The 20,151-nt window shown below is 38.6% G+C and carries 20 protein-coding genes and 1 tRNA gene; 16 read left to right on the top strand and 5 right to left on the bottom strand.

Annotated features, from left to right (window positions below):
* Positions 1 to 2: 2 nt before the first annotated feature.
* Both CER18_RS07340 and CER18_RS07335 read right to left on the bottom strand, forming a co-directional pair.
* Positions 3 to 929 carry a sulfite exporter TauE/SafE family protein gene (locus CER18_RS07340; RefSeq protein WP_100129382.1) on the bottom strand — a complete coding sequence of 309 codons (927 nt, stop codon included), beginning with the start codon at positions 927 to 929 and terminating at the stop codon, positions 3 to 5.
* A 184-nt stretch (positions 930 to 1,113) separates the two neighbouring features.
* Positions 1,114 to 1,974 (bottom strand): hypothetical protein, encoded by an 861-nt coding sequence (locus CER18_RS07335; RefSeq protein ID WP_100129381.1) that lies wholly within the window; start codon positions 1,972 to 1,974, stop codon positions 1,114 to 1,116.
* A 539-nt stretch (positions 1,975 to 2,513) separates the two neighbouring features.
* Here CER18_RS07335 and CER18_RS07330 point away from each other — a divergent pair.
* From CER18_RS07330 to CER18_RS07300, 8 genes are all read left to right on the top strand, one after another.
* Positions 2,514 to 3,260, top strand: a complete 747-nt coding sequence (locus tag CER18_RS07330; RefSeq protein WP_100129380.1) for an electron transfer flavoprotein subunit beta/FixA family protein — start codon at positions 2,514 to 2,516, stop codon at positions 3,258 to 3,260.
* Between the two features lie 54 nt (positions 3,261 to 3,314).
* Positions 3,315 to 4,235: an electron transfer flavoprotein subunit alpha/FixB family protein gene (locus CER18_RS07325; protein ID WP_100129379.1), complete on the top strand. Its 921-nt coding sequence runs from the start codon at positions 3,315 to 3,317 to the stop codon at positions 4,233 to 4,235.
* Between the two features lie 3 nt (positions 4,236 to 4,238).
* Complete coding sequence (locus CER18_RS10065; protein WP_180299403.1) at positions 4,239 to 4,400, top strand: hypothetical protein; 162 nt, start codon at positions 4,239 to 4,241, stop codon at positions 4,398 to 4,400.
* A gap of 3 nt (positions 4,401 to 4,403) precedes the next feature.
* On the top strand, positions 4,404 to 6,065 hold the full coding sequence (locus CER18_RS07320; RefSeq protein ID WP_100129378.1) for an electron transfer flavoprotein-ubiquinone oxidoreductase: 1,662 nt from the start codon (positions 4,404 to 4,406) through the stop codon (positions 6,063 to 6,065).
* A 289-nt stretch (positions 6,066 to 6,354) separates the two neighbouring features.
* Positions 6,355 to 7,245 carry a 16S rRNA (cytidine(1402)-2'-O)-methyltransferase gene (rsmI, locus tag CER18_RS07315; RefSeq protein ID WP_100129377.1) on the top strand — a complete coding sequence of 297 codons (891 nt, stop codon included), beginning with the start codon at positions 6,355 to 6,357 and terminating at the stop codon, positions 7,243 to 7,245.
* A gap of 16 nt (positions 7,246 to 7,261) precedes the next feature.
* A complete protein-coding gene (locus CER18_RS07310; RefSeq protein ID WP_180299404.1) occupies positions 7,262 to 7,630 on the top strand; it encodes a YraN family protein in 369 nt (122 codons plus the stop codon).
* Positions 7,631 to 7,732: 102 nt separating this feature from the next.
* Positions 7,733 to 7,978, top strand: a complete 246-nt coding sequence (locus tag CER18_RS07305; RefSeq protein WP_100129375.1) for a hypothetical protein — start codon at positions 7,733 to 7,735, stop codon at positions 7,976 to 7,978.
* A gap of 55 nt (positions 7,979 to 8,033) precedes the next feature.
* Positions 8,034 to 8,825, top strand: a complete 792-nt coding sequence (locus CER18_RS07300) for a pyrroline-5-carboxylate reductase (protein ID WP_100129374.1) — start codon at positions 8,034 to 8,036, stop codon at positions 8,823 to 8,825.
* 854 nt (positions 8,826 to 9,679) lie between these two features.
* Here the strand turns inward: CER18_RS07300 and CER18_RS07295 are convergent.
* Positions 9,680 to 10,741 (bottom strand): Mrp/NBP35 family ATP-binding protein, encoded by a 1,062-nt coding sequence (locus tag CER18_RS07295; protein WP_100129373.1) that lies wholly within the window; start codon positions 10,739 to 10,741, stop codon positions 9,680 to 9,682.
* Positions 10,742 to 11,337: 596 nt separating this feature from the next.
* Here CER18_RS07295 and rpmH point away from each other — a divergent pair.
* The 8 genes from rpmH (at position 11,338) to CER18_RS07255 (ending at position 18,303) form a co-directional block, all read left to right on the top strand.
* The gene (gene rpmH, locus CER18_RS07290; RefSeq protein WP_005864709.1) at positions 11,338 to 11,472 is read left to right on the top strand and encodes a 50S ribosomal protein L34; all 135 of its coding nucleotides are present in this window, start codon (positions 11,338 to 11,340) and stop codon (positions 11,470 to 11,472) included.
* A 119-nt stretch (positions 11,473 to 11,591) separates the two neighbouring features.
* Complete coding sequence (gene rnpA / locus CER18_RS07285; RefSeq protein ID WP_100129372.1) at positions 11,592 to 11,984, top strand: ribonuclease P protein component; 393 nt, start codon at positions 11,592 to 11,594, stop codon at positions 11,982 to 11,984.
* Positions 11,974 to 13,836: a membrane protein insertase YidC gene (gene yidC / locus CER18_RS07280; RefSeq protein WP_100129371.1), complete on the top strand. Its 1,863-nt coding sequence runs from the start codon at positions 11,974 to 11,976 to the stop codon at positions 13,834 to 13,836. Before rnpA ends, yidC begins: the two co-directional genes overlap by 11 nt.
* On the top strand, positions 13,833 to 14,477 hold the full coding sequence (yihA, locus tag CER18_RS07275; RefSeq protein WP_100129370.1) for a ribosome biogenesis GTP-binding protein YihA/YsxC: 645 nt from the start codon (positions 13,833 to 13,835) through the stop codon (positions 14,475 to 14,477). Before yidC ends, yihA begins: the two co-directional genes overlap by 4 nt.
* A gap of 139 nt (positions 14,478 to 14,616) precedes the next feature.
* The gene (locus CER18_RS07270) at positions 14,617 to 15,309 is read left to right on the top strand and encodes a glutathione S-transferase family protein (RefSeq protein ID WP_100129369.1); all 693 of its coding nucleotides are present in this window, start codon (positions 14,617 to 14,619) and stop codon (positions 15,307 to 15,309) included.
* A gap of 1,096 nt (positions 15,310 to 16,405) precedes the next feature.
* The gene (dapB, locus tag CER18_RS07265; protein ID WP_100129368.1) at positions 16,406 to 17,218 is read left to right on the top strand and encodes a 4-hydroxy-tetrahydrodipicolinate reductase; all 813 of its coding nucleotides are present in this window, start codon (positions 16,406 to 16,408) and stop codon (positions 17,216 to 17,218) included.
* Between the two features lie 23 nt (positions 17,219 to 17,241).
* A complete protein-coding gene (locus CER18_RS07260) occupies positions 17,242 to 17,862 on the top strand; it encodes a 2,3-bisphosphoglycerate-dependent phosphoglycerate mutase (RefSeq protein ID WP_100129367.1) in 621 nt (206 codons plus the stop codon).
* 356 nt (positions 17,863 to 18,218) lie between these two features.
* Positions 18,219 to 18,303: transfer RNA gene (locus tag CER18_RS07255), tRNA-Leu, on the top strand.
* A 616-nt stretch (positions 18,304 to 18,919) separates the two neighbouring features.
* Here CER18_RS07255 and CER18_RS07250 read toward each other — a convergent pair.
* Both CER18_RS07250 and CER18_RS07245 read right to left on the bottom strand, forming a co-directional pair.
* Complete coding sequence (locus tag CER18_RS07250) at positions 18,920 to 19,180, bottom strand: hypothetical protein (protein ID WP_143242716.1); 261 nt, start codon at positions 19,178 to 19,180, stop codon at positions 18,920 to 18,922.
* A 193-nt stretch (positions 19,181 to 19,373) separates the two neighbouring features.
* The gene (locus CER18_RS07245) at positions 19,374 to 19,964 is read right to left on the bottom strand and encodes a hypothetical protein (RefSeq protein WP_100129365.1); all 591 of its coding nucleotides are present in this window, start codon (positions 19,962 to 19,964) and stop codon (positions 19,374 to 19,376) included.
* Positions 19,965 to 20,151: the final 187 nt, after the last annotated feature.

Raw genomic sequence — 20,151 nt, 5'->3', positions numbered from 1 at the left:
TTTTATCTCATAAGAATATCCAGAGAGAAAAGATTATCAGGGCGTACAAATAATTGAAAAGCAAGGCGCATACACACAATCAACACCAAACATGCAAGTGCCATACGCAATTGTTCAGCCTTTAACTTCCGTCCAGCTCGTGTTCCATATTGTGCGCCAATACTTCCTCCAAGCATTAACAAAAAAGCCAAGACAATATCAACGGACTGATGAGTCATACTTTGCAAAACTGTTGTAAAAGAAGACACAAATGTAATCTGAAAAAGTGAAGTCCCTATCACGACATTGGTTGGAACACGCAGCAGATAAATCAATGCGGGGATCATAAAGAACCCCCCACCAATCCCCATAATAGAAGACAACAACCCCACAATAAGGCCAATCCCCAACACTGGAATAATGCTGACATAGATCATCGATGCTCGGAAGCGCATTTTTAACGGTAAGCGATGAATCCAGTTATGTCGATGTCGGCCTGCAAGATGTACATGAGCTTTTTCTACCTTACGCTTGCGCATCATGTCATACCAGCTTTCAACAATCATCAAGCTTCCTATACTTCCAAGAAGAATCACATAAAGAAGCGAAATCATTAGGTCTAATTGGCCTAACCTTTTAAAAACAGAAAAAATCTGAATCCCGATTAACGAACCAACCCCTCCTCCAATCGCCAAAAGAATACCAAGTTTGATATCAAGCGTACGTCGTCTAAAATGTGTAATCGCCCCTGTTACAGATGATGCAATCATCTGGTTAGCACCTGTTCCAACAGCAATAGCAGGAGGAATATTATAAAAAATCAATAAAGGCGTGATGAGAAAACCACCACCAATACCAAAAAGACCTGAAAAAAAACCAGCAACGACTCCCATACCAATCAAGATCAGCATATTAAGTGACATTTCAGCAATTGGTAAATAAATACTCACTGACAGAACCTTTAAGATAATTTGAGGCTTTTAAACAATTGGAGAATCTTTCTCCAACTTATCCTCTTTGTCCAATAATCTATCTCTGTTGCGTGTTTAAAAGAACAATTTTAATTACTACCGCTTTCGCACAATGACGAATGCGCAAGACATTTCACATCTATTAACATCAACATCATAAAAACTAAAAAAAACGCGCTCCTTTTAAAAAGCTATAAAAACATAACGTTATCGCAACCATAAATGCAACGGTTAAAAAACAAAGAAGACTTTTTTTTACGAAATAAGATAAAAACGAGACATGTCGCCGAGACTGCCCCTTTAAGGCAGAAGAAAAATCATCCTCAATGCAATGATGAGATGCTGAGCCATGGTGAGATGCTATTCCCCCCATACCCGTTTCTTCTATCACCGTACGCTCCACTGCTCCTTCTCTCTTTTTAAAAGAAGACTTCAAAGCATCATCCCTAGGCAAAAGTGTATCCTTGGGCAAAGAGCTTTTATTTTCTTGCTGCAACGCATCTTCAACATTTGTTTGGAGTGGGGTTATATTGTTTTGTCTTGAAAAGTTTTGCACCTTTTGAAGGAATAAGCGTTCTTGATTTCCCTCACCACATTCCATATGAGCAAGTTTTTGCACAACGGAATCAGATAATTTTGAATGCGACACCCGTCGTGTTGCCTCTGCTTCTTTTAAGCTTCTTTTTTCATTCTGCAAACTTTGAATAAGTATTTTAATCTGCTCTAAAGACTCAAAAAGCCTTTTTTCCCTTTGACGACGGATATAATGTTCAGCCAAAATGGCCCGACTAATATCATCTAAATAAGATTTAAAATGCTCTTCGACGCCCCCCTGCTGATTCAAAGAATGGGGCAAATGCTTCATTTTCATTTGAGCATAAACAGTGCGTAAATTTTGAGCAATGTCTGACATTGTTACTTCCACAGGCGCCTCTATTCTCTCCTTTTGCTCAATAAAAGAAGAAAATTGATCACCTCGAACCTGATTGGTTGCCTGGTCGATCGTATGACCCTTCGTATTCACAAACGCCTACCCCTCATTAACCTTTTTGAAAAGAATCGTAAGAAATGATAAGAAAGTGTACTCTATTTTAGTAAATAGAGCTTTAAGAACGCCCAAAAACTTTCTTGTTAGAAATATTTTCCCACTATTTTTCTAAAATATTGGCCTAATATTCATCTTGAGTATTTGAAAGAAAGATTTTTAATTTTTCTCTCCTCACGATTTGAAGGATAAAATCATTCCCCCATTTTTATTTTTTTCACCTAATTTTTCAGTGCATAAAGCTCCTCTTGCACCATCATAAACAGAGCCCATAAAATGAAAAAAGAATATTCTCATAAGACAGATTGATTTTTTTACTTTTTATTCAAGCAAATAAGGCAATTATGGCAATGAACGAAGAAATGAAGATTGAAAATGACGACAAGAAAGTACAAGTAAACATGAAAAAAGCGTATATGAAAGAAAACACAAGTTATAAATAAGACTTCATTTTAAACAATTTGGTTTCTTGCGCGTATTGCTATAAACTTGTAACCATACAAACAAAGAGGATCATCATGAAGATAATTGTCGCTGTCAAACGTGTTGTTGATTATAACATCAAGATACGCGTCAAACCTGATAGCACAGGCGTTGATCTGTCTCACGTAAAAATGTCTATGAATCCTTTTGACGAGATAGCCGTTGAAGAGGCAATTCGCCAGAAAGAATCTGGTAAAATTTCAGAAGTTGTTCTTGTTTCGATTGGACCAGAAGCCGCCCAAGAAACTTTACGAACAGGACTTGCCATGGGGGCTGATCGCGCCCTTCTTGTCACAACGGATCAAACACTTGAACCCTTAAGCATCGCTAAAGTTCTCAAAGCCATTGTTGATGAAGAAAAACCCGATATGGTCTTTTTAGGAAAACAAGCGATTGATGACGATAATAATCAAACAGGACAAATGCTCGCCGCTCTTCTTGGTTGGGGGCAAGCAACTTTTGCCTCACATCTTAACATAGAAAATGGACATGCTACAGTTACCCGTGAGGTCGATAATGGAACACAAACCCTTCGTCTTCCCCTTCCCATGGTTATGACTGCCGATCTCCGGCTCAATGAACCGCGTTATACTTCTCTGCCCAATATCATGAAAGCAAAAAAGAAAATCATTGAACAAAAAGCTCTAGCTGATCTTGGCATTGATACGAAAGCACGGCTCACAATTTTAAGTGTTGAAGAGCCCACCCCCCGTCAATCTGGAATCAAAGTTGCTAATGTAGCAGAGCTTGTCGGTGCACTAAAACAAAAAAACTGCATTTAATATTCTCTAGAGTACTAGAGTAAAAGCAATACGCATATAAAAGGGTAAAAATTTATGGCAATTCTTTTATTAGCCGAACATCAGACAGAAGAAACCGCAAAAGCGCTCACCGCAGCACACGCACTCAAGAGCGATATCGATATTTTGGTTTGCGGAGAAGACATTCAAACGATAGCAGAAAAGAGTGCTAAATTTAATGGTGTGCGGCAAGTTCTTATTGCTGAGGCAGACTATTTAGCCCATCAACTCGCAGAACCTATCGCCGATACAATCATCTCACTCGCAAATGATTATGATGTGATCATGGCCCCATCCAGCAGCACTGGAAAAAATGTAATGCCGCGCGTAGCGGCTCTTCTTGATCTTATGCAAATTTCAGATATTACCGCCGTTCTTTCTCCCGATACCTTTAAACGACCCATTTATGCAGGCAATGCCCTTGAAACTGTCCGCAGCAATGACCCCAAAAAGATTATAACCGTTCGCACAGCTTCTTTCACACCAACGCCTTCCCAAAATAATTCTGCGCCCATTAAAACACTAACACCAGCACCCAATCCCAATCTTTCTTCTTTTGTAAAAGCAGAAACCAACAAAAATGATCGTCCTGATCTTACCTCTGCACGTGTTATTATATCAGGCGGGCGTGGTCTTGGTTCACAAGAACAATTTATGGCCCTTCTTCTTCCTCTTGCAAACAAATTAAATGCGGCTTTAGGGGCTAGCCGCGCAGCAGTTGACGCAGGCTATGCGCCCAATGATTGGCAAATTGGACAAACAGGAAAAGTCGTTGCCCCTAAACTCTATATCGCCGTTGGCATTTCCGGTGCAATCCAACATTTAGCCGGTATAATGGATTCTCAAATTATTGTTGCCATTAATAAAGATGAAGAAGCACCCATCATGCAAATTGCCGATTACGCCCTTGTCGGTGATCTCCATCAAATTATTCCAGAATTGGAGAAAGCTTTATAAGCGATGAATACCCCTCTGCATCTTCAACACGAAAAGATAGAGTTTAATAAAGTCATTGTTAAAACAGAACCAACACCAAGAGAACTTTTTGCCATGCAAACCGTTGTTTCATCTCTTGTGGGCAATCCACACCAAATTGTTCCAGAATTGGAGAAAGCTTTATAAGCCATGAAAGCAGCTCTGCATGATCAGCGTGAAAGTATGGCGTTTGACATCGTCATTGTTGGAGCAGGACCCGCAGGACTTTCTGCTGCCATTCGTCTAAAACAAATTAATCCCGATCTTTCTGTCACAATTGTTGAAAAAGGAACCGAAGTTGGGGCTCATATTCTCTCTGGCGCCGTTGTTGACCCCATCGGTATCGATACACTCTTACCGGAATGGAGAAGTGACCACGACCACCCCTTTAAAACCCCTGTTACCCGTGACCAGTTTTTTTTTCTAAAGCCTCACAAAGCGACACGGTTGCCCAATATCTTGCACCCAAAAATCTTATCTAATGACGGGTGTTATATCGTTTCACTTGGAAGCGTTTGCCGCTGGCTAAGCAAAAAAGCCGAGGCGCTCGGTGTTGAAATTTATCCCGGTTTTGCCGCAACAGAACCCATCCAGAATGAGAATGGAGCCATCATTGGTGTTCTCACCAGTGATATGGGACTTAACAAAGATGGAACCCCTGGAAAAAATTATATACCTGGTATAGCATTATTGGCAAAATATACTCTGATTGCGGAAGGAGCACGCGGCTCAATTGCAAAACAACTGATACAAACTTTCAACCTTAGTAAAAATCGTGAACCCCAAAAATTTGGCCTAGGTCTTAAAGAACTCTGGGAAATTGAACCACAAAAACACCAACGCGGTTTAGTGCAACATTTTGCCGGTTGGCCCTTAGACAATAATACCGGCGGTGGTGGTTTTCTTTATCATCAAGAAAACAATGTCATTTCTGTCGGTTTTGTTGTACACTTAGATTACAAAAATCCTTATCTTTCTCCTTTTGAAGAATTTCAACGTTTTAAAACACATCCAAAACTCTATGAAACCTTCAAAGGTGCAAAGCGTCTTTCCTATGGTGCCCGTGTTATCAGTGAAGGAGGGTGGCAATCTGTACCAAAGCTCACCTTTCCTGGTGGCGCGCTTATTGGCTGTTCTGCTGGCTTTGTTAATATTCCTCGCATCAAAGGATCACACAATGCCATCTTATCTGGCATCTTAGCCGCCGATAAAATTGCTACCGCTCTTGCGCAAGGACGTACCCATGATGAGGTCAAAGAAATCGAAGAACAATGGCGAAAAGGACCCATTGGCAAAGATCTTTATAAAGTGCGAAATGCCAAACCGCTTTGGGAAAAATATGGGACAAAATATGGAATTAAACTTGCCGGTTTTGATATGTGGTGGCAACAACTGTTCGGATTTTCCTTATTTAAAACACTCCCCCATGGCAAGGAAGATTATGCTTGTCTTGAACCAGCAGAAAAATTTCAACCCATAGCTTATCCAAAACCCGATGGTGTTGTAACGTTTGACCGCCTTACAAGTGTTGCCCTTTCCAATACGCACCATGAAGAAAATCAACCTTGTCATTTAAAAATAACCTCATTAGAAAAGCAAAAGGACTCCGAATATGCCGTCTATGGAGGACCTTCCACACGCTATTGCCCCGCCGCTGTCTACGAATGGCTAGAGCATAAAGATCAGCTCACTTATGTGATTAACGCTTCAAATTGCATACATTGTAAAACGTGCGACATTAAAGATCCCAACCAAAACATCACTTGGATCTGTCCGCAAGGCAGCGAGGGTCCCTTCTATCCCAATATGTAACCCCCCTCATCATTGTTTGTTCTCCTAAAATTGCAATATACAAAACACAATCGATAAAAATATTTCCCTCAGATCAGCAATCTATCAATCACCTTATAGCTGCTCTTTCACGATATAAAAAGTTATCCTATTGTAAAGTAACCAACGATTTAAGCAAATCAACCCGAGTAAATAAGCCGTTGTCATGATAAAAATGTCCTGATAAAAATTAAGAAAAAATAGCTTATGAGTATGGATAAAATTTTGATAAGATCTTGGGGTCAAGGGAATTTAATGAAGAGAAAAAGGCATGTGTGAGAACGCATATTTTATAGGTGCGCATGCTTATTCGGCCCCCCTCATAGAGCCAGGGCTTTATCTTGTGGCAACACCGATCGGGAATCTTGCAGATATTACGCTTCGTGCTTTGCAAGTGTTGGCAGGCGTTGATATTTTAGCGTGTGAGGATACGCGGGTAACACGTGTTTTGTTGGAACGTTACGGTATTCGAAAAAAAACTTTTCTCTATCATGAATATAATGCGCAAAAAGCAGGTCCGAAGCTCTTAACGGCTTTAGCGGAAAACAAAACGGTAGCGCTTGTTTCAGATGCGGGAACACCGCTTATTTCTGACCCTGGATTTCGATTAGTCGAAGAAGCCCGTAAGGCGGGTCATAAAATTATTCCTATCCCTGGAGCATCAGCTCTTTTAGCAGCTCTGATACCAACAGGGCTTCCGACCGATAGCTTTTTCTTTGCAGGTTTTTTAAGTGCACGCAAAGCGCAACGTCAAAAACGATTAGAACAATTAAAAGATATTCCAGCCACTTTGATTTTTTATGAATCACCACATCGTCTTATTGAAACTTTACAAGATATGGTCACTGTTTTTTCGGCAGATCGACCTGCCGCCATTTGTCGTGAATTAACAAAAAAATTTGAAACCGTAGACGTTTCTAATTTAGGAAGTTTGTTGGAAAGTTATAGAAAACAGACACAAATTCGAGGAGAAATTGTTGTACTTGTTGGAGAATCATCATCTTCTTCTTTAAATGTAATCAGTGATCAAGAAGTTGATGAAATGTTATTAGAAGGCGCACAGACACATTCTGCTGCTCAAACAGCAGCTTTGGTTGCAAAAAAGACCGGTTTGAAAAAGCAGGAACTTTTCCAGCGATTAATTTCTTTAAAAAATACGTAAAATAATGCATAAGACGATACCAAAAAAACAGAGACAAAAGTCTTTTTATCGAGGGGTTCGTGCAGAAAAATTGGCTGCTTGGTGGCTGCGTTTCAAAGGATTTCACATAGCTGAAATGCGTTTTAAAACAAAGTGTGGGGAAATTGATTTAATTGCACGACGTGGAAATTTAGTATTAATTGTTGAAGTCAAAGCACGTTCAACGTTGATGGAAGCAATGGAAGCGGTTTCCCGAATGAATGAAAAGCGAATTGAGGCAGCAGCTGATATTTGGCTCGCACGGCAAAAAGATTATGCCCTTTTGTCTGTACGCTTTGATTTGATTGCAATTTTACCTTGGCGTTGGCCAAAGCATATCCCCGCATTTTTTACATCTGATCGATAAGAGGAGGCCCCGTTTTAACCATGCTCAATAAAAAACATTTCGCCTTTATGTGTATATGCGTTAAAAAGTCTATAACAATTTAAGCGCTATAAGGAGCGAAATATGGATGATTATGAAAAGTTTGCAACAGGTTTGCTCATTGTTTTTGGAGCGCTGATTATTGGTGGTTTAATGGCAATGCATATTGTACTGATGAATAAACCAGGTTTTTTATTTGCATTAGCCGCAGCTGTTGTTGGTTGGTTTTCTGCTTTTGCCGTTCTGTTTGACAAGCCAAAAATCTATTTGGGGTTGATTATTCTTGCAATGCTCTGTGTTGCTTCCTCAATTAGCATTTATGTGCGTTAAAATACCTGAAGTGTTGGTTGAGATTCCTTTTAAAAGGAAAAACTGAGGAATAAAAATGAAACTTGGCTTTTTGGGAACAGGAACAATCAGTGCTTCCATGGTGAATGGCCTTATGACAAGCGCCTTTAATGTTTCTTCCATTATTGTTTCACCGCGCAATGCACAAACAGCAGAGCATCTTTCACGCACTTATGATAAGGTGATGATTGCTGAAAATAACCAAGCATTGCTTGATATGAGTGATTGTGTTTTTCTTTGTTTACCCAATCAAATTGCAGAAGGCGTTTTGCGCTCTCTTCATTTTCGTCCAGACCAGCTGGTTATCTCCGTTCTTGCTATGGCAAAAGCTGCAGAAGTAGAAGCGTGGATCAACCATAAAGTTTATCGTGCTGTTCCGTTACCTTTTGTCGCAGAATGCAAAAATTTGACACCCATTTATCCCGATCATCCCTTTTTACGCACTTTATTTGATGCATTGGGGGGCACATTGGTGCTCGATAAGGAAGAGCAGTTTAATCTTTTTATGACGGCTGGTTCTCTTATGGGCGTATATTTTAATTTTATCGAAACAGCCCATCAATGGTTTATAACACAAGGATTAAACAAACAACAATCAGCAGAGTTCCTTACCATGATGTTTGGAAATCTGACAGATGAAATGCGTAAAATTATAGCAACAGATCGTTCTACCTCTCTTAATTTTGCATTGCTTGAAAAAGAGTTTTCAACAAAGGGGGGAACAAATGAATTTTTGTCAAATTATTTTTCTCATCAAGGGGGGAAAAGTGCTCTAACAACGGCTCTTGAGGCGACTTTACAAAAAATGAATGCTTCTAAAAAGACTTAACCAACATTTTTTCTCATCTCAAAAATAAGAATTATGGATCTATTGATTGAGCTCTTTGTGAAGATGGATTGGTAAAATTATCTGCAATCGATCTTTCAAGAATAGAACAAACGGACTTTTTTAAATACCTATCCCTTTAATTGACCCATTTCTTTAATTGAAATGAATAGAGATAAAGCTCTCAGTTAAGCCCCAAAATGTTTTTAGATAAAAATTGCTTATAGAAAGATAATTCATCCTTTAACATTTTAAATGAGAATACTGACAAAATCTTTTCCCATTGTACCTTCTCTTGTCATAAAATAAAAAAACGTTTGTTTGTCTGTTAAAAAAGGAAAAAACATTGCGATAAAATCGTTTAAAAAGAACGCAAATAGGCTCGCCAACTTTATGCAAAAAGAGAGGAAAACTTTAAGGATGCAAAGAACATAATGGATATGACTTCTCTCTTTTTATTTAAGGAGAAATGCTATGAGATCTCTACAGTTCACAGAATTTTTTACGTTCTATCATTCACAAGCACTCTCGTGAAATGAATGAAACACATTAAGAAATATTCTCTTTTCAAACAAGCACTTGCATAATAAACATAAATATATTCTTGAGAATTTTGTTGTTGCATAAAAAGCTTATCCCGATAAAAACCGCGAAAAATGAAAACATGAGAGAATACGTCATCTCCATTTTTTAAAGATCTTTCTTTCAATGCTTTTGAACGTAGAAAGACCAAATGAAAAGATGATAATAGAAAATTATTTTCTCCGGATTAAAATTCATTTTCCCTTACAAAAGGGCAACTATTTTTATATCTTTCATAAGTGTATTTTAGCAAACTCTCTTAAACAAACATATGTTCAAAAGAGTTTATTTTTTATTTGATCAACAATTGTACGATACAGTTGCGCATGTTCGCCATCAGGCTGAGCAACAAAAATAGGGTTCCCCTCATCGGAAGAAAATCGTAAAGCTGCATCAAGCGGTATTTCTGCTAAGAATGGAACCCCGCGCCGTTCTGCTTCACCCCGCGCCCCACCATGGCCAAAAATATCGTAGCGTTTTCCTGTATCAGGAGCGATAAAATAACTCATATTCTCAATCAGTCCTAAAATAGGAACATTGACTTTCATGAACATTTCTATCGCTTTACGTGCATCAATTAAAGCAAGATCCTGAGGCGTAGAAACAACCAACACCCCTGTTAATTGTACTTGTTGCGCAAGCGTTAATTGTGCATCCCCTGTACCCGGCGGCATATCCACAACTAAAACGTCCAAAGGCCCCCATAGCACATCGCGTAACAATTGCGTTACAGCGGCCATCACCATAGGACCACGCCATACCACCGGCTTTTCTTCCTCCACCAAAAATCCCATCGACATCAATTTAAGATCGAATTTTTCAAGAGGTTGAATCTTTTTTCCGCCCATGAGTTGTGGTTTTTGGTTAACAAGTCCTGTCAAACGTGGCAAAGACGGACCATAGATATCTGCATCCATCACCCCTGTTTTGAAACCTGCATCTTGTAAAGCTAAGGCGATATTGATCGCCATCGTCGATTTTCCCACCCCTCCTTTTCCAGAAGCAACAGCAATGACATGACGCACACCTTCTATGGGCATTTTTATAGGCAAGAGACTTGCTCTGCGTCGAAGCACTCGCTTTGCTATTTTTTCTGCTGTAAGCGTGACAACAACAGATTCCACCCCCTCCAAAGCGCACACCAACTCTTCAGCAGAACGGCGCAATGATTCCCATTCTTGCACACGTCCATCAGGAACTGTAATGGAAAAGAAAACCTTGCCATCAGCAATTAATATTTCTGAAAGAAGTCCCAACGATACAATATCGCTTTCAAGATCTGGCCCTTTGATTTTACGTAATACGTTGCGGACAGCCTCATTTGTAATAGGATCCACGCTTTTTCCTCTCTATAAAATACCAGCAAATAAGCAAATACAAGCATAATAACGAAAAATACTACCAGATTCATTACCCTAAAATCTCTACTTTACTTAAAGATTATAAAGTATAAATGACTTACATTTTAGCTCTTTAAAAACACGAAACCACCCTTAAATAAAAAAACGCAGACACAAAATTTGCTGTAAAAGCTTATCAAACACGTCTGTGTGCCAACAGTTTAATGAATATTTTGATAAGGGTTTTGTAAAAAACAAAACTGAGAAAAACTCTTAATATCAAAGTATTTTTTAAATTGAGCAGACAATAATCCGTCACACTTCCTTTAAGTCTTTAACGCTCTCGTCATTTATTTTGTGTAGACTCAATCGCTATTTTCTGACATTTTCAAATGTATCATAAAAAAGTGTTATAAACAGTTATAAGGTGCTTTATATTTTTTCAAGCGTAAGAAAAACAATCTAAGATTGACTTTTTTTACATTTTTTCTTATGGGTTAACAGCCGTCTGATAGGATACAATTATTCATCTCGCGCATAACTGCTCATGAAACGAAAATTAAGAAGGGCCGCACTCCGCGGTATTTAAATAAATGAAACGTACTTATCAACCCTCTAAACTTGTCCGTAAACGCCGCCATGGGTTTCGTGCACGCATGGCTACAGCTGGAGGACGTAAAGTCATTGCTGCAAGACGTGCTCGTGGACGTAAGCGGCTTTCTGCTTAACCCTTTAAATTTTCACAACCGTTGAGGATTGCTCATCATTTCTTCGTTGTGAAACTTTTGTTATGAACCTCTAATGCTTGGTCAGCTAAGCATTTAGTGAAATTGCGAAATGTTCTTTTATGAAGAAAAAACATCCCTGCCGTATTCGCAAAAGAGCAGAATTTTTGGCTGTCCGTACAGGAGAAAAACGACGGGGTCCTTTATTTTTACTCGAAGTTAAATCTCGTGAACAAACAACAGAAAGAAAATCTCCTCTTGTTGCGCGTGTAGGCTTCACTGTCACCCGTAAAAATGGTAATGCTGTGAAACGTAATCGTATCAAAAGGCGTTTGCGTGAAGCCGTACGAGTTGGTGTAACAAACCACATGGAAGCAGGAACAGACTATGTCATTGTAGCGTATCGTGATGCGTTACATGCGCCTTTCACATCTTTGATTAATGAATTAAATCGACGAATAAAACCAAAAACAAAACATCAGCAACGACAACAAGGGTGTACGAATGGAATATAATCGCAATTTCTTTATCGCTATTGGCTTATCTTTCCTAGTGCTCATCGCATGGCAGTTTCTTCATGTTGCTCCCAAACAAGCAAAATTACAAAAACAACAAGCCATCACACAGCAACAGCAATTATCAAAACAACAATCACCCCTTTCTACTGCCACAGTGGATTTTTCTGACGATACCGCAACGCATCAAGCAACATCGATCATCGAACAGCCAATGACTCCTGAAGTCCGGAAAGTCGTATTAGCCAAAACACAGCGTGTTGCGATCAAAACCAATGAACTGGAAGGCTCTATTAATCTTGTTGGTGCACAATTTGATGATCTTCGCCTTAAGAAATATCGTGTAACAGTCGATAAAAAATCACCGGAAATCGATTTGCTCAATCCTAAAGGATTCAAAACGACTTACCTTGCTGAATTTGGTTTTGCAAGTGCATCTTTGCCAGCAAAAGCCTTGCCACAATCCGATACACAATGGCAAATAGAGGGAAACAATACCACCTTAACCCCTACAACACCCATCACTTTGATTTATAATAATGGACAAGGACAAATCTTCCGCCGCACCCTTTCTGTTGATGATCATTACATGTTTACCATTGAGGATTCTATCAGCAATGAAAGTGATCAGCCGATATATCTCTCATCCTATGCCCGCGTTGCCCGTGCTGCACCACCAGAACATACAAATGCAACCTATTTGCTTCATGAGGGGATGATCGGTATTGCAGGGGGGGCGCTCAAAACTGAAAAATATAAGACCTTAGCAGAGCTTGATCCCAATCCTGATAATGGGCAAAAAAGCATGACTTTTTCCAAAGTGACAGGAGGCTGGATTGGTATTACCGATAAATATTGGGCTGTAGCGGTTATTCCCCAACAAGATAAAGAATATACAAGCCGTTTTATTTATTTTGATCGTTTACAAACGCATTATCAATCTGACTTGCTAGGATCGCTTTTAACAATTGCCCCCAATGAAACAAAAACCGTTACAAATCGTCTTTTTGCTGGTGCAAAACAAGTTGAAATCATTAATCACTATCAAAATGACCTCAAAATCAACAAGTTTGCTCTCTTGATTGATTGGGGTTGGTTTGATTTCATCACAAAACCCATGTTTGCCCTCATTGACATTCTTTATAAGCAAACAGGAAATTTTGGTATTGCCATCCTTCTTGTCACAGTGCTCTTAAAAACACTTCTTTTCCCTCTCGCCAATAAATCTTATCAATCTATGGCGCGCATGAAACTGCTACAACCGCGTTTGCTAGAGATAAAAGAAAAATATCCCGATGACAAAAACAAACAACAACAAGCAATCATAGAACTCTATAAAACCGAAAAAATTAATCCCCTTGCAGGGTGTTGGCCAATGTTGGTTCAATTTCCAATATTCTTTGCGCTTTATAAAGTTCTCTATATCACCATTGAAATGCGCCATGCACCTTTCTTTGGCTGGGTTCAAGATTTAGCAGCCCCTGATCCAACGTCTCTTTTCAACTTGTTTGGTCTCTTGCCCTATACAACGCCAGCATTTCTTATGATTGGTGCATGGCCTTTGATTATGGGGATAACGATGTTTTTACAAATGCGTATGAATCCCGCTCCTCAAGACCAAACCCAAGCAATGATCTTCACATGGATGCCTGTCGTCTTTACTTTTATGCTTGCCTCTTTCCCTGTTGGTCTTGTCATCTACTGGGCATGGAACAATATATTGTCGATCATTCAGCAAGGTATCATGATGAAGCGCCAAGGAGCCAAAATTGAGCTTTTTGATAATTTAAAAACCATGTGGAGAAAAGCCCCCAAAAAAGAAGAGCAGTCCCCAAAAGAAGTGCAAGAATGACAAGAGATTCTTCCCTTTCTGGAATTTTTTCTCGCAATTGGGTTTTTATTCGTGGTGTTCCCGCAATACGCTTTCTTCCCCCTGAAGGACCACCAGAAATCGCATTTGCAGGACGTTCCAATGTTGGTAAATCATCTTTAATCAACGCCCTTGTCCAGCAAAAAGGTTTAGCACGGACCTCAAATACACCAGGACGAACTCAAGAGCTTAATTATTTCGTCCCCGATGGCTTTAGTGGGCAACGAGGAGACCTTCCCCCTTTCGCGTTCGTAGATATGCCGGGTTATGGTTTCGCTGCGGCTCCTAAAAATCTGGTTGATGCTTGGACAAATTTGATTTTTAGCTATTTACGGGGGCGTACAACGCTAAAACGTGTATATCTCTTGATTGATTCACGCCACGGCATCAAAAATAATGATGAAGATGTTCTTACACTCCTTGATAAAGCAGCTGTTTCTTACCAAATTGTTTTGACAAAAAGCGATAAAATCAAATCAAATGCCTTGGAAAAATTAATGATAACCACACAAACAAAACTTCTCAAACACCCAGCAGCTTATCCTGAGATCCTTGCAACCTCTTCAGAAAAAGCATGCGGTTTAGAAGAATTACGGACTGCCATTTTGCAAACCATTGCATAAAAAAACACATTCATATTATTAACAATTTATTAAGCATAATTGCTAGCCGCTGGTAATGATCTTGTACTTCTAGCCAAGCATCTTTATAAAAAAGATGACTTGAAAGAATTTTTATAAACTCTATTTGATAGTGTAAATTATGCTGACACTTTTTCACTCTCCCCTATCCACTGCTTCGCGCTTCATACGCCTCATTCTTGGGGAATATGGTGTAGCCACGCAACTGATTGAAGAATATGAATGGGCTAGAAGACACGAATTTCTCGCGCTCAATCCCGCCGGTCATGTTCCTGTTTTTCTTGATGAACACGAGGTTCCATTATCAGGTCCCTTTGTTATCTGCGAATATTTAGATGAAACCCATGGGAGTTTACGACAAGAAAATAAACTCTTTCCGGAAAATCCTTTAGATCGTGCGGAAGTACGCCGCCTCAATGATTGGTTTTTAAATAAATTTGAAAATGAAGCAACGCGCCATATTGTCCGAGAACGAATCCATAAACGTGAAATGCCCCTCGCCATTGGTGGTGGAGCGCCCAATTCACAAATTTTACGCAATGCACGGGCCAATATTCCACCCCATATGAACTATCTCAATTGGCTTTGTGCCTCTCGCGATAGCTTAGTGGGTTCTACTTTGTCCTATGCTGACCTAGCAGCAGCCGCCGCTGTTTCCGTCCTTGACTTTCTAGGGGAAATTGATTGGGAACAATCGCCTGCGGCCAAAGACTGGTACATGCGGATCAAATCACGACCTTCTTTTCGTTCTCTTTTAACAGATCGTGTTCGCGGAATTGTTGCCAGTGCTCACTATGCTGATCTTGATTTCTAGCCCCCTCTTACAAACAAAAATAAGAACCCATCATCATTTCTTATTTCAAGCCCTCTTATTAATGCCCCTAAAAAAATCTTTTTTTGCCGTATCACAAAAAAATCCGTATAGAGATAAAGATATTTCACAAAGGATTTTAAAGTCTCTCTTTAAAGACAAGAGCTGTAGCACCATTAAAAGCTAGGAAAATCAAATAACGATACCATGTTATCTTCCATTCTTCCAATCTATGAAAAAACGCATTTCATGACATGCATAATTATTTACTCTTAATAAAAAAGCGCCATCATGCGTTTAAAAAATAACAATTTTTTCAATGAGCTTTCTTAAAAGATAAAGAATCCAACCAACGCTCGTGTGTCAACAATTCAACTTTTCAAGCATTTTCCTGTTTCTGATTTCTTTTATGTGTTTTTATTAATAAATAACACATTGATTTAAAATCATAATTTTTTAAATTGAAGCATAAGTTTCAAATACTTTCCACACATGCTCCTTCTCACATTTGAATCAATTAAAATCTTTTTCTTACTCCGTCATAAACGAAATTGGTGTATGAAAAAATTATATAAGAAAAGAATAAAATACCTATGCATCATTTTAAATACCAAGGGTTGCAAAGGCTAGCAAAACGTATAATGATACCAATTTGCGCTTTTATGAAGCGTAGTGATGCAGAATAGACTTATATGCTTCATGAACATTATACCATCCACGCGAACTGTCATGAAATGAGTTTAGAACATTGAGCCATATTTCTTTAAGATGAGTGCATGAATTGGCAACATAAGCGTATTTTGTTTGAAGGATTCACATAAGGAATGTGGACCCTACTCAAGAACGAGAAAAATAAAAGCGCCAAGCAATGTACAATCTCCATGAGGCTTTACAAACAAAGCCCACCCTATTCATCACACACTTTAACAAAAAACATCTGCTCTGCAAATTTTTTAATCTTACTCAACGATAGAATTTTACAGCACAAAAGAATAAATTAAAGTAGGAAATTTTTTTCTATAAAGGAAAAAGAACGGTTGGAAAGAAGGCGAGAATTTGCCTATACTACGGGGTGATAAAGTATTATAAGGAGATAAAAATGCGCCTTACAGTTGTTGGTGCAAATGGAAGAATGGGACGAGAACTCATTACAGCAATCCGGCAGAGGAAAGATGTAGAGCTTTGTGCTGTTCTTGTGCGCAAAGGCTCACCTTTTGTAGGAAAAGATGCCAGTATATTAATTGGCTCAGATTCTCTTGGAATTCGCATCACTGATGATCCCGAAAATGCCTTTTCTAACACAGAAGGTATCGTTGATTTTTCACAACCCCAAGCCAGCCTTCTTTATGCGCACTACGCTGCTCAAAAAAACCTTGTCCATATTATCGGCACCACAGGATTTAGCAAAACAGAAGAAGACAAAATTGCAGAGTTTGCGAAATATACAACAATTGTCAAATCCGGAAATATGAGCCTTGGCATAAATCTTTTAGCCAACCTTGTAAAGAAAGCGGCCAAAACATTAGAAGCCGATGATTTTGATATCGAAATTTATGAAATGCATCACGCGAACAAAGTTGATGCGCCTTCTGGAACCGCTCTTCTTCTTGGACAAGCAGCGGCTGAAGGACGTCATGTTATGCTGCAAGATGTGGGTATCAACGAACGCAATGGCTATACAGGGAAACGCAAAAAAGGCTCCATTGGCTTTTCTTGTTCACGGGGTGGAACGGTTGTTGGCGAACATAGTGTTATTTTTGCCGGCTCCCATGAGCGCATTGTTCTTTCACATACAGCCCAAGAACGCTCCATCTTTGCCAATGGCGCACTAAAAGCAGCTTTGTGGGCAAAAAACCACGCAAATGGTCTTTATTCAATGCTCGATGTCTTGGGATTAAACGATCAATTTTAAACACTCAAAAGAGGCAATTCATAATGGGACGCACACTTGTACTCATCCGTCACGGACAAAGCGAATGGAATCTCAAAAATCTTTTTACCGGTTGGAAAGACCCTGATTTAACAGAAAAAGGTCATGGCGAAGCGATAGCAGCAGGAAAAAAACTAAAAGAAACTGGCTTAAAGTTTGATATCGTTTATACATCTGCCTTACAGCGTGCCCAAAAAACGGCTCAGCACATTTTAGAGCAAATGGGACAATCAGATTTAGAAATGATCAAAAGCTCCGCCTTGAATGAACGTAATTATGGTGATCTTTCTGGTTTAAATAAAGATGAAGTCCGTCAACAATGGGGAGAAGAACAAGTTCAAATGTGGCGCCGTTCCTATACGATTGCGCCTCCTAATGGAGAAAGCCTACGCGATACCGGTGCACGCATTTGGCCTTATTATCTTTACCATATCCAGCCTCATATTTTGCGCTCTCAAACTGTTTTGATCGCAGCACATGGAAACTCTCTTCGTGCTCTTATAATGGCACTTGAAGGTCTAAATAGCGAAGAAATTATATCTCAAGAATTAGCGACCGGCATTCCTATTATTTACACCTTTAATCCCGATTCAACCATTTCATCAAAGACAATCATCACACCTTAAATTCTTGAAAATGTAATGGAGTTAGAGCATGTAATCTAATGCTGTTCTGCTTTAAAATGAATAGGTTTCTCATCTCCTCACCGTGAAAGATCAATGTTCCTACTTTCTCTCCCATTTGTCATCAGATGAGTTTCTCTTGCAATTATTCATGGTCTTTGAAGTTTCTCCACACAGTTCCAATTTCAATATTGTGTTTAACTTCGTTATTTTATACCGGATTAATAAAAAATGAAAATAAGCATGCATGATATGTATAAAGGGCGCTTCCACTATCCGTACCCCAAAACAATGTTTTGATAGTCGTATAGATAATTTTATTGACAGAATTGCTTCACACGCTTAGATGACTTTTATAAGCCCAGATGGCGGAATTGGTAGACGCGCAGGTTTCAGGTACCTGTGCCGCAAGGCGTGGAGGTTCGAGTCCTCTTCCGGGCACCATTCAGCTTTATATTAACAGTAACTTCTTTTTACACACGTTTTTTCATGTAAGGGTCATACCAATAAACATAAGGGGGTAGGACTTTCCAACATACCTCTTAATTTTTGTGAATCTGGACTTCTTTTCAAGATATTTTTTGCCATCCTACTGCCCAAAGAGGATCCATTTTTAAAAAGTCAAAATCTTAAAAAATCTCTCTAGAACGGCCTAATCTTTTTTTATTGCATATAATTTGTTGTTTTTAATGTAAGGGATACCAGAATAAAATTGAGAAAATAAATTTTTCCAACGTGCCTCGACAAAGTATATTCTAGGAAAATTCTAATAATTTTTTTAAGTGCTGGGAAACTCTCTTGCGTCAAACCATTTACAATGCTCATAAACAAGATAACAATTTTATGTTACAACAAATTAGAAAGTTTAATTGTGGAATTCTTTCAAGACAGATAGGCTTCTTTTAATCTAAGAGCTCCATGATTTTGTCTTCCATACCAAATAAGTGTAGACTTTTGCTAATCTCAACAGAAGATAAATCGGAGAAGCGATTCCAAAACATATCGAAATAAATAGGCTCAAAATACACATAAGAGTAAGGATATCAAACTCTCTATATCCTCATCCAACATTTGGATAACAGAGCCTAAAGTCATATTTATAAATAAATATGCAAAAGATTATTTTATAGTCCTTCGATGAAAGCGCCATAGCTTCTTTAAACGCTAAAACGTTAGATTCTTTGTCAGATGCTGAAGAGACTCCTGAAAGCTTATGATCCGGTTTTTGAAGTATCTCACACAATGATTGTGTTTCTTGTATTGTCATACTGGTCTCATTTTCTTCCTTCATTTTCGGAGCGTATTTCTCGCGCGTTTTCATCTCTTTTCCATCTCTCTTTTTCCGCTCTTTCACAGTTCCTGTTACACAAAAAACAAAGAGTTCCTATAATAACCGTAACAGATATGATGAATACTATTGCAAATCCCACCGTTTAATCCTTTTTCAATGAAATCGTTGTTCATCATCTCATACATTTTTTCCCATTTGCATCAATGAACAACTTTCTGTTTCCTTATCGCGATATTTTCTTCAGATTTTGAAGCCTGTTGTTTAAACGATCAACTTCGTGATTAAGCCTTTCAATTTCTTTATTGAGTCCATCAACATATCCATGATGTCTAGAAATTACTTCTAAAATATGTAATGATTGAGACTGATCTTTAAGCTTATTGGCTTTGTCTAACTCTCGAAAAGCTTCTGTTCTTTTCTTAACATGTTCAAATAGCGTAAAAAACGTTCCGATCCGCTCAAAAATTGCAGCGTTTCGCTTTTGAGTTATCTCATATTTAGAATTAAGTAGTTTGTTGTTTGGCATATTTTTTAGCAATACCAAATAGAGTTCCTGCTGTTCAAAAGCTATTCTCTCCAAATCCTCTACCGCTACCCCCAATAACTTCATTGTATCGTTCCATCCCCGTTCCGCATTTTCTTTTTCAAACTTTTCTGAATCTAACATCTGAACAGCATCATCCCGTTCCTTAACCACTTTAGAGCAGAATAATTTATCGACCCCGCTATAGCCATATGAAGCGGACACAAGATAGGCGTGCAAAAATATGATAAGCAATAAGCCTTCTCTCAACAGATTTTTTTTTGTAAACATTTTTCTATTTTCTCGTACAAAACACCTTAAAATAAACACATAAATTCTCATCAAAAGATTCGGATTGAAATTTATTCAATCTATTTAGAATAATCTACGCTAAAAAGAAAAAGGGATAGATTATACACCAATGAAATATTATAAAAATAAAATAAAGCTATAAAAGTTAATTTATTCAATAAATTAT

It is taken from the genome of Bartonella tribocorum (genome assembly GCF_002777915.1).
In the GTDB taxonomy this organism is placed as follows: Bacteria; Pseudomonadota; Alphaproteobacteria; order Rhizobiales; family Rhizobiaceae; genus Bartonella; species Bartonella tribocorum_A.
This window is presented reverse-complemented; position numbering and strand designations above follow the sequence as displayed.

Coding starts and splice junctions, on each gene's coding strand:
- yihA (WP_100129370.1), top strand. CDS start 13,833: ATGACAAGAGATTCTTCCCTTTCTGGAATTTTTTCTCGCAATTGGGTT.
- rsmI (WP_100129377.1), top strand. CDS start 6,355: ATGTGTGAGAACGCATATTTTATAGGTGCGCATGCTTATTCGGCCCCC.
- yidC (WP_100129371.1), top strand. CDS start 11,974: ATGGAATATAATCGCAATTTCTTTATCGCTATTGGCTTATCTTTCCTA.
- CER18_RS07330 (WP_100129380.1), top strand. CDS start 2,514: ATGAAGATAATTGTCGCTGTCAAACGTGTTGTTGATTATAACATCAAG.
- rpmH (WP_005864709.1), top strand. CDS start 11,338: ATGAAACGTACTTATCAACCCTCTAAACTTGTCCGTAAACGCCGCCAT.
- dapB (WP_100129368.1), top strand. CDS start 16,406: ATGCGCCTTACAGTTGTTGGTGCAAATGGAAGAATGGGACGAGAACTC.
- CER18_RS07260 (WP_100129367.1), top strand. CDS start 17,242: ATGGGACGCACACTTGTACTCATCCGTCACGGACAAAGCGAATGGAAT.
- CER18_RS10065 (WP_180299403.1), top strand. CDS start 4,239: ATGAATACCCCTCTGCATCTTCAACACGAAAAGATAGAGTTTAATAAA.
- CER18_RS07320 (WP_100129378.1), top strand. CDS start 4,404: ATGAAAGCAGCTCTGCATGATCAGCGTGAAAGTATGGCGTTTGACATC.
- CER18_RS07245 (WP_100129365.1), bottom strand. CDS start 19,964: ATGTTTACAAAAAAAAATCTGTTGAGAGAAGGCTTATTGCTTATCATA.
- CER18_RS07250 (WP_143242716.1), bottom strand. CDS start 19,180: ATGAAAACGCGCGAGAAATACGCTCCGAAAATGAAGGAAGAAAATGAG.
- CER18_RS07305 (WP_100129375.1), top strand. CDS start 7,733: ATGGATGATTATGAAAAGTTTGCAACAGGTTTGCTCATTGTTTTTGGA.
- rnpA (WP_100129372.1), top strand. CDS start 11,592: ATGAAGAAAAAACATCCCTGCCGTATTCGCAAAAGAGCAGAATTTTTG.
- CER18_RS07325 (WP_100129379.1), top strand. CDS start 3,315: ATGGCAATTCTTTTATTAGCCGAACATCAGACAGAAGAAACCGCAAAA.
- CER18_RS07270 (WP_100129369.1), top strand. CDS start 14,617: ATGCTGACACTTTTTCACTCTCCCCTATCCACTGCTTCGCGCTTCATA.
- CER18_RS07300 (WP_100129374.1), top strand. CDS start 8,034: ATGAAACTTGGCTTTTTGGGAACAGGAACAATCAGTGCTTCCATGGTG.